This window comes from Ottowia thiooxydans, assembly GCF_040548795.1.
Lineage (GTDB): Bacteria > Pseudomonadota > Gammaproteobacteria > Burkholderiales > Burkholderiaceae_C > Ottowia > Ottowia thiooxydans_A.
Genome location: NZ_JBEPSH010000005.1, coordinates 501,383 through 516,104, shown reverse-complemented (window position 1 = coordinate 516,104; position 14,722 = coordinate 501,383). Strand labels below are relative to the sequence as shown.

At 60.6% G+C, this 14,722-nt stretch carries 15 protein-coding genes; 5 read left to right on the top strand and 10 right to left on the bottom strand.

Translation table 11 applies throughout. From position 1 onward, the window contains the following. Positions 1-12: 12 nt before the first annotated feature. From ABIE13_RS14510 to rfbB, 9 genes are read right to left on the bottom strand one after another with little or no spacing between them, the layout of a single operon-like run. Positions 13-603, bottom strand: a complete 591-nt coding sequence (locus tag ABIE13_RS14510) for a GNAT family N-acetyltransferase (RefSeq protein WP_354444587.1) — start codon at positions 601-603, stop codon at positions 13-15. A 14-nt stretch (positions 604-617) separates the two neighbouring features. After that, positions 618-2,468 (bottom strand): hypothetical protein, encoded by a 1,851-nt coding sequence (locus tag ABIE13_RS14505; protein ID WP_354444586.1) that lies wholly within the window; start codon positions 2,466-2,468, stop codon positions 618-620. Further along, positions 2,465-2,845 (bottom strand): GtrA family protein, encoded by a 381-nt coding sequence (locus ABIE13_RS14500; protein WP_354444585.1) that lies wholly within the window; start codon positions 2,843-2,845, stop codon positions 2,465-2,467. The genes ABIE13_RS14505 and ABIE13_RS14500 overlap by 4 nt, the downstream gene beginning before the upstream one ends. Positions 2,846-2,854: 9 nt before the next feature. Further along, positions 2,855-3,604 (bottom strand): WxcM-like domain-containing protein, encoded by a 750-nt coding sequence (locus ABIE13_RS14495; protein ID WP_354444583.1) that lies wholly within the window; start codon positions 3,602-3,604, stop codon positions 2,855-2,857. A gap of 2 nt (positions 3,605-3,606) precedes the next feature. Then, on the bottom strand, positions 3,607-4,569 hold the full coding sequence (locus tag ABIE13_RS14490; RefSeq protein WP_354444581.1) for a glycosyltransferase family 2 protein: 963 nt from the start codon (positions 4,567-4,569) through the stop codon (positions 3,607-3,609). 5 nt (positions 4,570-4,574) lie between these two features. Next, positions 4,575-5,678: a DegT/DnrJ/EryC1/StrS family aminotransferase gene (locus ABIE13_RS14485; RefSeq protein ID WP_354444579.1), complete on the bottom strand. Its 1,104-nt coding sequence runs from the start codon at positions 5,676-5,678 to the stop codon at positions 4,575-4,577. Positions 5,679-5,698: 20 nt separating this feature from the next. After that, positions 5,699-6,598 (bottom strand): glucose-1-phosphate thymidylyltransferase RfbA, encoded by a 900-nt coding sequence (rfbA, locus tag ABIE13_RS14480; RefSeq protein WP_354444577.1) that lies wholly within the window; start codon positions 6,596-6,598, stop codon positions 5,699-5,701. Between the two features lie 16 nt (positions 6,599-6,614). After that, positions 6,615-7,514: a dTDP-4-dehydrorhamnose reductase gene (gene rfbD, locus ABIE13_RS14475; RefSeq protein ID WP_354444575.1), complete on the bottom strand. Its 900-nt coding sequence runs from the start codon at positions 7,512-7,514 to the stop codon at positions 6,615-6,617. Beyond that, entirely contained in the window at positions 7,511-8,584 is a 1,074-nt protein-coding gene (rfbB, locus tag ABIE13_RS14470) for a dTDP-glucose 4,6-dehydratase (RefSeq protein WP_354444574.1), read from the bottom strand. The genes rfbD and rfbB overlap by 4 nt, the downstream gene beginning before the upstream one ends. 235 nt (positions 8,585-8,819) lie before the next feature. On the opposite strand from rfbB, the gene ABIE13_RS14465 reads away from it, so the two are divergent. The 5 genes from ABIE13_RS14465 to ABIE13_RS14445 all read left to right on the top strand — a co-directional run bounded on the left by ABIE13_RS14465 (position 8,820) and on the right by ABIE13_RS14445 (position 13,469). Beyond that, positions 8,820-9,290: a phasin family protein gene (locus ABIE13_RS14465; protein WP_354444572.1), complete on the top strand. Its 471-nt coding sequence runs from the start codon at positions 8,820-8,822 to the stop codon at positions 9,288-9,290. A gap of 125 nt (positions 9,291-9,415) precedes the next feature. Continuing rightward, complete coding sequence (locus ABIE13_RS14460) at positions 9,416-10,633, top strand: DUF3108 domain-containing protein (RefSeq protein ID WP_354444570.1); 1,218 nt, start codon at positions 9,416-9,418, stop codon at positions 10,631-10,633. A gap of 1,053 nt (positions 10,634-11,686) precedes the next feature. Continuing rightward, positions 11,687-12,361, top strand: coding sequence for a TetR/AcrR family transcriptional regulator (locus ABIE13_RS14455; RefSeq protein WP_354444568.1), 675 nt, complete (start codon positions 11,687-11,689; stop codon positions 12,359-12,361). Between the two features lie 3 nt (positions 12,362-12,364). Beyond that, on the top strand, positions 12,365-13,132 hold the full coding sequence (locus tag ABIE13_RS14450; RefSeq protein WP_354444566.1) for a hypothetical protein: 768 nt from the start codon (positions 12,365-12,367) through the stop codon (positions 13,130-13,132). Positions 13,133-13,208: 76 nt separating this feature from the next. Then, positions 13,209-13,469, top strand: coding sequence for an acyl-CoA-binding protein (locus ABIE13_RS14445; protein ID WP_354444564.1), 261 nt, complete (start codon positions 13,209-13,211; stop codon positions 13,467-13,469). A gap of 44 nt (positions 13,470-13,513) precedes the next feature. Here the strand turns inward: ABIE13_RS14445 and ABIE13_RS14440 are convergent, their stop codons facing one another. After that, entirely contained in the window at positions 13,514-14,653 is a 1,140-nt protein-coding gene (locus ABIE13_RS14440) for an aminopeptidase (protein WP_354444562.1), read from the bottom strand. Positions 14,654-14,722: the final 69 nt, after the last annotated feature.

Genomic DNA, 14,722 nt, shown 5'->3' with positions numbered 1-14,722 from the left:
AGAAATCCAGTCTCAATGAATGAATGGGGCTCGTTTGATCCCGGCAGGCAAGAACCTGCGGTAACGATGCAGCGACTCAAGGATGCGCTCATGGTCCAGCGTGTACTGAATCTGCCCAGCGTCTTCGCCCACACGGACCGCTCCGAAATTTTCGTGGAAACGGCAAACAGCGAGATTGCCCTGCTGCACTTCGAAGTGCGCAGAACGAAAACCAAGTTCCAGTGCGTAGCGGTAGACGATAAGCGCCGACTCAATGGCAGTAAATGGCGGCGCGTCTGGCAAAAGCATCCAGGAACCCCAGCAAAAGGAAAGCGCCCGGGCATCGTACAAGCGCACAGTACCCAGAAGTTGGCTTCCACCGGCCCGTGGCGGATGCCCAGGGTTCTCTTTGGCTTCAATCACGAAATAGGCCTGGCTATTGTCCAGCGCATACCGCTCCAGCCACTGGATCTGGTCTTCTGGCCTTGGCGAGGTGGCCGACATGTGCTGATTGCGCAGCGGATGTTGCCGCAAGTTGAAAATGAAGGACGCGTCTTCCACGTCAGCCTGACGCAAGCGCAGTCTGTGGCCATCGATCCATGCGGTCTTTTTGATTGCGGGCATGCTCAATTCTTGGCTCATGGTCCTTGCAGGCTGCAGGCTAAGCGCACGTCTTCCACAATAAAGCGAATGTCGCCTTGCACAGGATCGATGCGAAGGACAGGTGCAAAACCCTGTGTACTTTCAATCAGAAAACGCAATTCCACCGGCGCTTGCGCACTGGCCGCGACGGTCTTGGTCACAGAAAGAGATTCCGAGAACCCCTCAGCACCCGGGAGCCGATAGAACACTTGAGCGGTGCTGGGCTGTTCGCTTTTCAGGCGCACGCGCAAGTCGAGCATCCGGCAACGCGCGTAGGGTGCTGCTTCATCGCTCTCAATGGTCAATTGAGGATCAGATTCCCCGCGCCGCCAACCTCCCCCGAGCGCCTTGGCATCGTGCCAGTTGACCCCAGCCTGCGCGCCTGGCACGTCGTGGAACAACCACTGGCGAGGCGCCTCATGCGGCGTCAAGGGAAAGTATTTGGTAAACGACGCGCCTATCTGCCGTGCATGCAGGTACGCCGGCGTCCAGTCGGTCCAGCCGGGCAGGGCAAACTCAGGGCACATGATGGGCTGGCCACTACCCAGTTGCTCGCTCATGCAGCGAATGGTGGCGGCGCGCGTCTGGGCGCCTTGCTGGTAGTAGGTTGCCACGTCAAAGACTCCACGCGCCCCCGCCAGCCAAGCGCCCAGGCCCAGTACCGCACAGGCCACCACCACATCAATCCTGGGGACGTGGCCCGCCGAGATGGCTTGCCGCTTGGACCGCGCCATCAGCAACAGCGCGGCTACTGCCCATGGAAAAAGAAGCGTCAACCAGAAAAAATGAAAGCGCTGATAGGCAAATAGAAACACGTCCCGCAGCGACTGGATGGAGTCGTCCCGAAAACCTGCTCTGCCAAAGGACACCAGACACAAATACACCAGCACCGCTCCGGCCACCGGAAGGAGCACGTAGGAGAGCCTGTCGATGGTGACGTCATCGCGCGCGATCAAACGCTTTCCGAATGCCAGAAGGACGAAGATCAACAGGGCTGAAAGGGCGCATGCAAAGGCCAATTCCACACTTGCGTTTTGAAAGGCATTTCCCGCGCTCCTGCCGACCTTGCCCAGCATGTAGACCCAAAAATCCGGGTGATAGGGCCAACGCACAGGAAATGCTTCGGAGCGATCGCTGCCGCCCACAAGGCGCGTGGCGTAAAACTGAATCGCCGTGGTCAAGCCCCCCACCGACACCAGCACCAGGGCACTTCGCCAAACCCGCGATTTCAAGGCCTGATCACCACCACCCCAGCGCACACGCAGCAACAGGATCACCCCCATCACCACCGTGGCCACCGCACCGGAAATATAGGAAAAGCCCGCCAGCAGTGCGAGCGCGGCAACGACGCCTGCCAGCGCCCACGGCTGCAGCCTGCTCACCAGAACAGCATAGAGCGCGGCCAGCAGGAAAAGCAGTGGTAGCGCCTGGTGGTAGGCCAGATTCTGTTCACCCCAATAAGAGGAAGACTGAAGCATGAACACCGTGAATGCGAAGGCGACGGCTCGCACCAGTGCGCTGGCCACAGACCACTCGAGCAGCTTCCACTGCAGCCAAAGCAGCCCGCCAAGCACCACAAGCATGGACAGCAACTGATAGGCGACCGTGTTCCCGTCGAGCCAGCGCTGGGCCAGGGTGTCTAGCGCAAAACCCACCGGCGACATGGTGTTGTTGACCACCTGGAACAGGCGAGACGGGCTGAAAGACTCGATGTCGCCGGTGGCGTAGGCGCGCCAGTCATCGAAAAACGGAAAGTCCGTGCCATAACGCAGCCAGGCCAGCGCATTGGCGGCCAGCATGGCTAACGGGATGAGCCAACACAGGCGCAGGAAAAGCGTTCGCATCATGGCGCACTCCCTCCGCTGGAGAATATCCAGCGCTGCACCAGGAACATGAGAGGCACGCAAACTACCACCGCAGCAAGCGCGGCCAAGGCAGGCGGACCACCGAGCACGCTCACCCAAAACTCAACCACCGCCAACCCCAGAGCCAATTGCGTCAGGTGACTGGCCGCGACCCACAGAGGCGAAAACCGCCTGCCGGACTTACGAAAAACAGCAAAGCGCATCAGCAGATAGGACAAACCGATACCGGCTACAAAGGACATCACATAAGCCATGCGATAGCTCGTCACCTGCAAAAGCGCAAGGTACAGCAGGTAGCCGATCGCCGTATTGACGGCGCCGGCCACCAGATAACGCGGCAGGGTGGCAAACAGACTCACTCGCGAACTCTAGCGTGGAGGCGCCGCGCCATGCGCCAGGCGCTGGAACTCGGAGTAGTCGCGAATGTAGTCTTGCGGGTCATAGGCATCCGACGCCAGCACCATCAAGACCGCATTCTCAGAGTAGCCGTACTGAATTCCCCAAGTCATGGGAGGCAGATAGAGGCCAAGGTTGGGTTTGTCCAGCAAGAATTCTTCACGGCGCTCACCGTCATCGGCGACCACCCTGAGGCTGCCGGTGACCGCTACTAGAAACTGCCCGCAAAGCTTATGGGCGTGCTCACCACGGATTTGTTGATTGGGCACAGCGTAGACCCAGAAGCAACGGTGCGGAACAAAGGGCAGATTCGTATCGAACTCCGCGGCGCAGAGGTAGCCCCGCAGGTCTGGCACTTCGCGCAGATGATGAAGCTGCACACCCCGCACCGCACTTTCGCTCACACCTGGCACGCTACTGGGCAGGGCACTTGTTAGTTTCTCGGTACCTCGACTAGGCGCATCCACATAGCCGACGATGATGGCCGGGTGTCCCTGCACCAGGGCATTGGCGGGCACATCGTGCGTGACCACCGCCCCCGGTGCCACGCGTGCGTGATCGCCTATGCGCACCCCTGGGCAGACCACCGCGCCCTCCCCCACTCGTGCGGCCTTGCCTAGCACAGCTCCAGAGGCCACGCAGGCCAGCGCCCCCACTTGGGCACCGAGGCCAATGGCATCGGTCAGGACAACGGCGGAAGGGTGTATGGTGGCGTCGGTCATGGTCAGGATGCGCCGCGCTGGGCCGGAGGTTGAAAAGACTGCACCGACAAGGCCACGGCCTGCGGGCGTTGCTTGGTGTTTTCATACGCCCGCCAGGCATACGCGCCCACAATGCCCAGGCTGAGCAGGTTCAACGCTCCAAAGAAAAGAATCGCGACCAGGGTCATGGCATAGCCCGGTACGGCAATCAACCCAAGGAGCCTTCCGGCGACGGCCGTGACGCCCAGAGCCACCGCCGCAACCACCCCCAAGCTACCCACCAGGAGCAGCCAGCGAATGGGCAGGTCTGTGAATGAAAACACGCTGTCGGCCAGGTAAGCGACCTTTTTGCGCCAGGTCCATGCCGAAGTGCCGTGCTGGCGCACCTGCCGCTCGTAGGACACTTCCTGACGTCGGAAGCCCAGCCAGAAAATCTGAGCAATCAGTGAGCTCCGGCTTTCTTCCAGCCCTAGCAGCGCATCGCGGAAAGCCCGGTTGCACGCGAAGATGTCCACGCCACCTGCAGGCATTTCCGGAACCACCCAACGCCTGTAGCATGACCAGAAAAGACGGGCCTGCCAGCGCTGTAGCAGAGGGTCGCCACGCGCAGCGCGCACACCGACGACCACATCTTTTTCACCGGAGGCCAGGACCTCAAACATCTGGGAGACCAGCTCCGGCGGCTCTTGCAGATCAGCGGCCATCACTGCAAACAGGGTCCCGGTGGCATGGGACAAGCCCATGCGAACCGCCGAGAACGATCCGAAATTGCGCGACAAAAGCACCAGTTTGGCCGCGAAGGGGCAAGCAGGCAGTTGGGCGCGCAGCAGTTCATAGCATCGGTCGGGGCTGCCATCAATCACGAACACCACTTCCAGCCGACCGTTCAGGCTCTCATCGAGCCCGCGCAGCGCCGCCAGCAGATCGGGAATCGAAGCCTCGTTCTTGTAAACCGGGATGATGAGGCTCAGATCGCGCGCACTCATGGTGTTCACGCCATGCCATCATGAAAGCTGAGCACCGCAGCGATCACGTGCTCCACTTGCTCATCCGTCATGCCCAAAAAGCACGGCAATGTGAGCACCTGGGCGCATGCAAGCTCGGTCAAAGGTAATTGCACATCGGCCTGCGTGGACCCCAGAACAGGCTGGCGATGGTCTGGCACCGGATAGTGCACGTCGCTAGCAATGCCTCTGGACGCCAGATGAGCCCGCAGAGCGTCGCGCCGCGCGCTACGCACCACGTAAAGGTGCGCGACGTAATCTTCACCGTCCGCCAGTGGCGCTTGCAAGGGCAAGTGCGCAAACGCAGCGCCATAGCGCGCCGCAATGGCACGCCGGCGCGCATTGGATGCGTCGAGCAAAGGCAGCTTGGCAGCCAATACTGCCGCTTGCAATTCGTCCAGCCTGCTGTTGCGCCCACCCTCGTGCGCCACTTCATATTTCGCACCCCAACCGTACTGACGCAGCGCGCGCAGGCGCTCGGCCAGCGCGGCATCGCGAGTGGCCAGTGCACCCCCATCACCCAGGGCGCCCAGATTCTTGGTGGGGTAGAAACTGAAGCAACTGACGTCGCCCCAAGCTCCAGCCAAGCGGCCGGCATGACGGGCGCCATGCGCTTGGGCGCAGTCTTCTATCAGCGCCACGCCAGCCTCTCGGCACATGGGCGCGATCAACGTCATGTCAGCCAGTCGGCCATAGAGGTGCGTCACGACTACCGCGTCAATACGCTGCTCAGCCAGCGCTTTGGCAAGCGCCTCGGGCGACAAATTGAGTGTGTTGGGGTCGATCTCGGCATATACCGGCTGCGCGCCCAGGCAGCGAATGGCTGTGCTGGCGTAAAAGCCTGAATTGGCCACGCTGAGCACACGCTTTCCGGGGCCCATCTTCAGTGCACGCATCGCGATTTCGAGCGCGTCTGTGCCATTGGCTACGCCAATGGCATGCGGCACGCCCAGGTAAGCGGCAAAAGCCTCTTCGAAAACCTGAACATGCCGGCCAAGTATGTAGCGCTGGCTCTCGACCACCTCTGACAGCAGCGCAGGAAGATCCAGGCCCTGCCCCGCCGAGGCAGCGCAAAACAATGGGACGTTCATGGTCGCTGCGGGCGCAGACATCAGGCTCGCCCACCCGCAGGCGTGGCTTCATTCAGCAGCTGCAGCAGGTATTGCCCATAGCCGCTCTTGGCCAAAGGCTGCGCCAGACGCTCCAGTTGGGCAGCATCTATAAAACCCCTGCGCCAGGAAATTTCCTCCGGGCTGGCGATTTTCAGACCCTGACGATTCTCCAGCGTGGCGATGAATTGCCCCGCTTCGAGCAGGCTCTCATGCGTGCCGGTGTCGAGCCAGGCATAGCCCCGCTGCATGATCTGCACGCTCAATTGGCCGCGTTGCAAGTAAGCATCGTTGACGGCAGTGATTTCCAATTCTCCGCGCGCACTTGGCTTGACGGCCTTGGCGATGTCGACCACTTGCTTGTCGTAGAAATAAAGCCCCGTGACCGCGTAGCTGGACTTGGGTTGGGCCGGTTTCTCCTCTATGGAAACAGCCTTGCCTTGCTTGTCAAACTCCACCACGCCATAGCGTTCAGGGTCGTGCACGTGGTATGCAAACACGGTAGCACCGTCTGGCTCTGAGTCGGCTTTGGCCAGCAGTGTCTCAAAGTCATGGCCATAGAAAATATTGTCCCCAAGCACAAGGGCACTCGGCGCGTTGCCCACGAACTTATCGCCAATGATGAAGGCCTGGGCCAGGCCATCAGGGCTGGCTTGCACAGCGTATTGGAGATTCATCCCCCACTGCGTGCCGTCTCCCAGCAATTGCTGAAAGCGCGGCGTGTCCTGCGGCGTGCTGATGATCAGGATGTCACGAATACCTGCCAGCATAAGCGTCGTCAGCGGGTAGTAGATCATGGGCTTGTCATACACCGGCAGCAATTGTTTGCTGATGGCCAGGGTAGCAGGGTGCAGACGCGTGCCGGAGCCGCCTGCCAGGATGATGCCTTTGCGTTGGGTCATATCGTTGTTGTTTTGCTTAGAGGATTTCAGCCAGCATGCGCTCGAGACCTTGTTGCCACGGCGGCAACACAAGGTCAAACGTGGATTGCAGGCGCTGCGTGTTCAGGCGGGAATTGCGGGGGCGCGGCGCCGGCAGAGGAAAAGCCTCGGTCGCCACGGGCACGATATCCTTCACAGCGAGCTCCCTGCTGGGAGCCACGCTGCGGGCTGTATCGAACACGTGCTTCGCATAAGAAAACCAGGTGGTAAAACCGCTGGCCGCCAGATGATAGGTACCGGCATCCGAGGGCCTGGACCGCAGATGGCGAATGGCGTGCGCGGTCACGTCGGCAATCAGGTCAGCGCCCGTGGGGGCGCCCCATTGATCATCAATCACAGTGAGGCGTTCACGTTCCGCACCCAGACGCAGCATGGTTTTGGCGAAGTTTCCGCCGCGCGCTGCATACACCCAGCTGGTGCGAAATATCAAATGAGAGCAGCCACTTTCGCGAATGGCCTGCTCTCCGGCCAGCTTGCCCTGGCCATAGACACTCAAGGGACCCGTAGGATGGTCTTCCAGCCAGGGCACCTGGCCAGTACCGTCAAATACATAGTCTGTGCTGTAGTGAACCAGAGTGGCTCCCAGCGCAGCGGCCTCGCGAGCCAGCACAGCAGGCGCCTCGGCATTCAAGCGATTCGCCAACTCAGGCTCGCTTTCAGCCTTGTCTACGGCCGTATGGGCGGCTGCATTGACGATGACATTCGGCTTCAACTGGCGTACGGCCCCAGCAATACCTTCCAGATCCGCGAGGTCGCCACACAGGCCATCCGCCCCGCTGCGATCAAGCGCCGTCACGTGTCCCAGCGGTGCCAGCGCGCGTTGCAACTCCCAGCCAACCTGGCCGTTTTTCCCCAGCAGCAGAATTTTTGAACTCAAGCGCCAGCCCCTGTGCTGCCATATTGCGTTGCCACCCAATCCCGGTAAGAGCCGCTTTGCACACTCTGCACCCACTCTGGATTGGCCAAATACCACTGTACCGTCTTGCGAATGCCGGTTTCGAAGGTTTCTGCCGGTTTCCAGCCCAGTTCACGCTCGATCTTGCGCGCATCGATGGCGTAGCGACGATCATGGCCGGGACGATCCGTGACATGAGTGATCTGGGTGCGATAGCTCTCGCCATCACGGCGAGGAGACAGCTCGTCGAGCAAGTCACACACGATATGGACGATGCTCAGATTGGCTTTTTCATTCCAGCCACCCACGTTGTAGGTCTCGCCCAAACGCCCGGCCTCAAGCACCCGCCGAATGGCACTGCAATGGTCCTTCACGTAAAGCCAGTCGCGTACCTGCTGTCCATCACCGTAGACGGGCAAGGGCTTTCCGGCCAGCGCGTTGACGATCATGAGCGGTATCAGCTTTTCGGGAAAATGATACGGACCGTAATTGTTGGAGCAATTCGTAGTCAACACCGGTAAACCATGCGTATGGTGCCAGGCACGAACGAGGTGGTCACTGGCCGCCTTGCTGGCTGAATACGGGCTATTGGGCTCGTAGACATGGTCTTCCTTGAACGCCGGGGCTTGCGGCGTCAGCGAGCCGTAGACCTCATCAGTGGACACGTGCAGGAAGCGAAAGGCGGCTTTTTCAGGCTCGATCAGCGCCGCATGGTAAGACCGTGCGACCTCCAGTAAACGAAAAGTGCCCACAATGTTGGTGAAGATGAAGTCTTCAGCCCCGTGGATGGAGCGATCCACGTGGCTTTCAGCAGCAAAATTGACGATGGCTCGCGGGCGATGCTGCTTGAGCAGCCCATCGAGGAGCGCAGTGTCGCCAATATCACCTTGAACAAACACGTGACGCGGATCGTCCTGCACCGAGGCCAGGTTGCCCAGGTTGCCGGCATACGTCAATTTATCAAGATTGACGACGGGCTCATCGCTCCCAGCCAACCAGTCGAGCACGAAATTGGCGCCGATGAACCCGGCACCGCCGGTAACGAGAATCATAAATATATGCCCCAACACAGCGAGCGCTACCCTGCGATACTATGCAAACAGGGCTTTGGCCCGGAATGCAGAGTACGAAGCGGTTGCCGCCGTACAGTGTGATGTAAAAGCGAGCAATTATTTCATGATCCGGGGAAGGCCCGGCGCGATAATCCCAGGTTGATGCCATAGCGTCATTCGCTTCCACCCGCACAGGACGGCCTCCGCATTGTGCGCAAGCGCAGGAGATTCACCCATGGTCACGAGAAAATCAGGCTCTACACCCTCTAACGAAAATCCGGAAGTTCCTGAGGGAGCCGCCTCCGACACGGATGCCGGCGAAGCCGCGCACCAGAATATATGGTTGGCGGGCCTGGGCGCTTTCGCCAAGGCTCAAGCCGAGGGAACCAAAGCTTTCGAGGCGCTGGTCAACGACGGCATCTCCATGCAGCGCAAAACGCAGGCCATGGCCCAGGAGCGCATGTCCGAAGCCACGCAGCGCATCGAAGAACTGGCCTCCCGTGCGGGCAGCGTGGCCACCGACCGCTGGGATAAGCTTGAAGGCATCTTCGAACAACGAGTGGCCCGCGCGCTGGAGCGCCTTGGTTTGCCAACCGCCGCCGATCTGCAGCGGTTGTCCGAGCGTCTGGACGCCCTGGAAAGGGCCAACGAGACTGATAAGACGACGGCTGCCAAAGCGCCAGGCAGGAGCCGCCAAAAGGATTAGGGCGTGTTGTCACGCCCTGATACCGCGGTCTCCACACCGAGTTTCGCCAGACACCCGCAACCAATGGTCACCAGCGTGGCCTAGATTCTCATACGCGTATCTTGCCTGCAGCCACTATTCACTCTTTGTCCCACGATCCCCAGCAGCGGCGCCTCTTGATCTGTACGGCGGTGGCGCTCGCGGTGCACGTTTTACTGATTGTCGGCTTGCCACGTTGGGGAAATGTCGGGCGCCCTGGCCTGGGCACCAGTGCACTTGTCACGCGCATGATAGGCCCCACCGTCCCCGAGCAACAGGCGCCAGCACCCGAGCTTGCGCCTGCCCCGGTGCCTACACCACCGCAAGAGCTGCCTGCAGAGCCCGAAAGGCCAGCCGAACCGCAAGCCACTCCCGTCACAAAAGCTGCTGAGCCGACCAATGCCAGAGCGGCCACGCGGAAAACGCCGTCCGAGAAGAAGGAAACCAACAAACCCGTGCCCGTGACACCACCTCCCGGTGGCGCAACGGGAGCGGCTGGCGCAGGCTCGGACCAGGAACCGTCCATCCTTTCCATGCCGCCCCCGCCGCAGTTCGCCCCGTTCCCACCAACGATGCCCATCGAGCTCAGGCCGACAGATGCTGACGCGGCCACTGCGCGGGCCAGCATCAAGAGTGCAGGTGACGCACCGGTGCTGGTACCGCAGTCCGCCCAACTTACCTATAAGGCCACAGGCACCGTAGGCGGAGCGCCTGTCGATGTGCCTTCCAGACTCCTCTGGAGGCACGACGGGACTTTTTACGAGTCGCAGTGGGTTTTCTATCAGGTCAAGATTGGTCAGCAGACCCGCAACGCCAACGGCCTGGTGACTCCGCAAGGGCTGGCTCCGCTGGCAGCCTCGCTTCGCACAAATGCCGTCGCGAGCATGAGTTTCGATCATCCCGGCGAGCGCCTTAATTTCGCGCCCGAGGTTTCGGAATGGAAAATCCTACCTGGCACTCAGGACCGCCTGAGCCTGATTGTCCAGTTGGGGGCACTGATAGCTGGCGATCCCAAACGCTACCCGCCAGGAAGCACCATCACATTGCCGATCGCAGTGCCGAACCCGCCCGCGGTGCTCGAATGGTCGTTTGTGGTTGGTCCGGAAGAGCAAACCATAGAAGGTATGGCCGGAAAACCGCTGCGCACCATTCACTTGACGCATGAGCCTGCGCAGCCCACCGATGCCCGGATGGAGCTGTGGCTTGCTCCGTCGCTGGAATACTTGCCCGCTCGTATTCAGGTGACTGAGGCCAATGGTGACCTGCTCGACTTCGTCGTGCAGCAGGCTTTTGGCGTACAGGTGCAGCGGCCAATTCCGAAGTAAGCCCCCCCTGAGTCGCTGCGCGCCTTCCCCCTGAGGGGGACGCAACCAGCGGCCGGGCAAAGCCCGCTCCGCGGTCACCCCGCATGGCCTGCTCCGCGGCCTTTTGACTGAGATAGGCTCCCCCTGAGTCGCTGCGCGCCTTCCCCTATGCCGGGCGCCCCCTAAGGGGGACGCAACCAGCGGCCGGGCAAAGCCCGCTCCGCGGTCACCCCCGCATGGCCTGCTCCGCGGCCTTTTGATTTGGGGCCCTCTCCCGGCCGGGGGAGAGGGCGTTCTAGACCGTCGCTTGCGACCAATACGTGTAGGGCCGAGCGAAGCAATGGCCCGAGTCAGGCTTCCCACCCCTTTGGCCGTGCCGAGGAGCGCAGGGCCAGGGGCGGGCAAGAGCACTGCAAGATGCTCTTGCTTCGTGAACTAGCTTGCGGCAGCTGTTTGAACGTAGAGAGCGAAGCGAAAGAAGTGAGTTCTGCCGCGCCGCCCCTGGACTGAGCACCGGAGGTTGCCCGTAGCGAAGTGTAGGGTCGCGGCCGGCATAGGCACGGACTTGGGGCCGCCTTTTCTTGCGCCAGGTTCTTTGGGCCGGCCATCCGGTGGCGGAGCACCGGATCGCCGGCCGAAAGAAGGTGGCTGCGCTGCCGGGCGCACTCCCCGGCCTCCGACCTCAAGTGAAGAGCAGAAGGTAATTAGTAACCGCAGCGATCAATCAACCGCCGCTTGCCCTCACCGGTTGGCCGGCCCCGCCCCGCCCTCTCCCTAGAGGGAGAGGGGGAAAGAAAGGGAAAGGGAAAGGGAAAGGGAAAGGGAAAGGGAAAGGGAGAAAGGGAGAAAGGGAGGGTGAGAACTGCCCCAGTTTGGCCCCCCGTCAACCTCGTCTGGCCAGCCCCGACCAGCGGCGAATTGATACGCGTTACTCGCCACTTTAGATCGCTATTTAAGAAGCTTTCCGCGCTTTACCGCCTAGCGTGTTTATGATCACATAAAAAAACAAACGCAAGGCTCTGCGTGCACAGGATTCAGAGCCAGGGGACAACGACCTTCGAATGGAGATAAGAGATGGCCAAGAAAGCGCCCCGACGCACCGCCGAGCGCATCCTGCTGACCACGCTTGATCTGTTCAACCGCTATGGCGAGCCCAACGTCTCCACCACGATGATCTCGTCGGAGCTGAACATCAGCCCCGGAAACCTGTACTACCACTTTCCATCAAAGGAAGAGCTGATCAACACGCTGTTCGAGCAGTTCGAAACCGAACTGCTCGAATTGCTGGGCGCCGCCGAAGGCGTGCGAGACGTGGAGGACACCTGGTTCTTCCTGCATTCGCTTTTCGAGATGATCTGGCAGCACCGGTTCCTATACCGCGACCTCAACCACCTGCTTTCGCGCAACAGGCGCCTTGAAACGCACTTTCCCGTCATCCTGATGCGCAAACGGACTGCCGTTCGCGCCATTCTCGATACGCTGGTCGACGGAACGGATCGAGTGCATGTGACGCTGGAGGAGGACAGGACGCGAAACGCCGCGGCGGCCACCATGGTGGTGGTTCTGACGTATTGGCTGAGCTATGAATACGTGCTCAACCCTCGTAACGCCATGGAGCCCGCCAATGCCCAGGACGCTTTGCTGCGCGGCGCGCACCACGTCATGAGCATGTTGGCACCGTACTTGCAAGAGGATGCACGCGCCCATTTGTTGGCCCTAATTTCTGCCTATGATGCAAAAGACATCTGAGACATGACAGCCCTACCATCCCACGCATGCGACCAATTCTTCGATGGCAGCACACTGCCCGCGCAGTGGCAGCGCCTGCATGTGCTCGATTGCGAGCCCCTGCCCCTGCAACCGGAAGTTCTACAGGGCTGGGCCTTGCTGCACACAGGCGATTTCGAGAAAGCAGAACTTGCAGGCCTGTCGGCAGGGCTCGGCGGCATATCGCTCGCCAATCGCGCTGCCTCCGCGTATGCCACCTTGATAGAGCCGCGAGAGAAGGCGCGCCTGGATCTGTTCCAACGCATCCACGCGCGTGCTCACGCTCACGCGATCGAAGAACCCCACAACCCCAATGCCTGGTTTTGGCAAGGCTACGCGCTTACCCGGTACAGCCAAGGCATCCATGTGGCGCGCGCGCTTGCACAAGGCCTGGGCGCACAGATTCTCACGGCGCTCCAGAAAACCCTGACTCTCGCGCCGAACCATGTCTATGCGCACGTCACGTTGGGTATGTTCCATGCGGAGGTCATCGAGAAGGTCGGCGCCCTGATCGGTGCCATGACCTATGGGGCCAAAGCGGAAGTCTCTCGCGCACATTTTCGCGAAGCCATGCGGCTTGCCCCTGACTCAGCCGCCGTCATGGTCAGCTATGCGGACGCCCTGGTTGCCATGGAAGGCGAAGCTCAGCTGCCAGAAGCGACGCGGCTGTATGAGCAAGCTGCGAGCACACCACCACGCGACGCGGTCGAGCGCCTTTGGGTGGATCTGGCGCGCGCGGGACTTGCCCTCTAGGGCGGGTTTTGGATGAATGCGCGATGGCTGGCCTCGCGTATATTGACGTCCTTAGGAATTCATTGAACAAGCCAACATGTCAGATCTCAAAGCCCGCTTCGAAGAAGCCGTTGCCAACTCCAAGACGCTGAGTTCCCGCCCTGACAATGTCACCTTGCTGCGGATATATGCGCTCTACAAACAAGCCAGCCAGGGTGACAATGAAGAAGCCAAACCAGGCTTTTCCGACTTGGTTGCGCGCGCCAAGTGGGATGCATGGAAAAAACTGGAAGACACCTCTGCTGATGACGCCATGCAGCAGTACATTGATCTGATAGAAGAGTTGCGCCAAGCCTGAATATAGGTCTGAGCGTGGGGCCTTGCGCGTTAAGTGTCCTGACATCAACGCACAAGTTCCTTCAGCCTGCGACGCCGCTCTTGCTTGGGTTGAGCGGCCAGCTCCGCCACAGCAGCATGAAACCGTGGCCAGTCGCCCCCGCCCTGCGCAAACAAGGCTTCAAAACCCGGTACTAATTCGTCATAGATCGCCTGCAAGCCAAAGCTGGCGTTGTTAGCCTGCTCCACCCAGCGGTCGTAGCCGCTGAAGGGAGTACCGGCCGCTTCCCACTCCTGCTTCAGCTGCGCATAGCGATCACGAAAGCGCAGCATGGCTTCGTTCTTGGCGGTCATTGCCAGCGCCAGTGAGTCGTCAGCGCCTTCTGCCGACGCAGACCTTCTCTCAAATGCTTTCTCAAGTTCTCCACGTGTCTGGAGGGTCAGCGCCCGAAACGCGCGGCGGCGATCGTTGAAGGCCGCGTAATCGCGCTGCGCCGTCTCACTGGCCTGCGTGACCAGCCATCGGGCCACGCCCAGCCTTTCGACAGCCGTGGCATACGATTCGTTGAACATGGTGTCGTCATCGACATAGACCACCTGATGCGCCAGTTCATGAAAGATCATGCGCGCCAATTCACCCTCAGGGTAACGAATAAATGTCGACAGTAGAGGGTCGCCGCCCATCCAATTGAGCCAACCGAGCGTGGAATAGGCGGGCACGCCGTAAACGGCTACTTCCAGCCCGTCCTGCTGGCGAAGCCGGTCTCCCAATTGACGTGCCTCCGCTTCGTCGTAATAGCCTCTGTACCCGACGCAACCCACAAACGGAAAACACCAGGTTTTGAGGATCAATGAATCGGCTGGCGCCGCAGCGACGCTCCAAACCGCTGCACTGCGCTTCAGATCGGCATAACGGTGGTAGCTGGCGTTGTCAGGCAACGCCAGCTCACTGGAGGCGAAGGACCTCATGCGCCGAGCCAGCTCAAGCCGCGGACGGAGCTCGGCAGGTGTGGCCGGGTCCGAGAGCCAATCATCCAGGGGCCGGGCCGCATGCATGAGAGACAGATGCCCCTGAATGGACTGTGCGTAGTAAGACACAGACGAGCAGCCCGCCAGCACCAGGGCCGCGAGCAGGACGAACGCCCGTTTCACCTGTTGGGGCCCACGAGCGCGGCTGTCCGATGCTTCGATTTCAGGAGTCGCCATGGCCGGGAAGTTTGAGCAAAAAGGGTTGCCAGGGCATTATCCCCTGCATGGTTTCATGATTGACCCTGA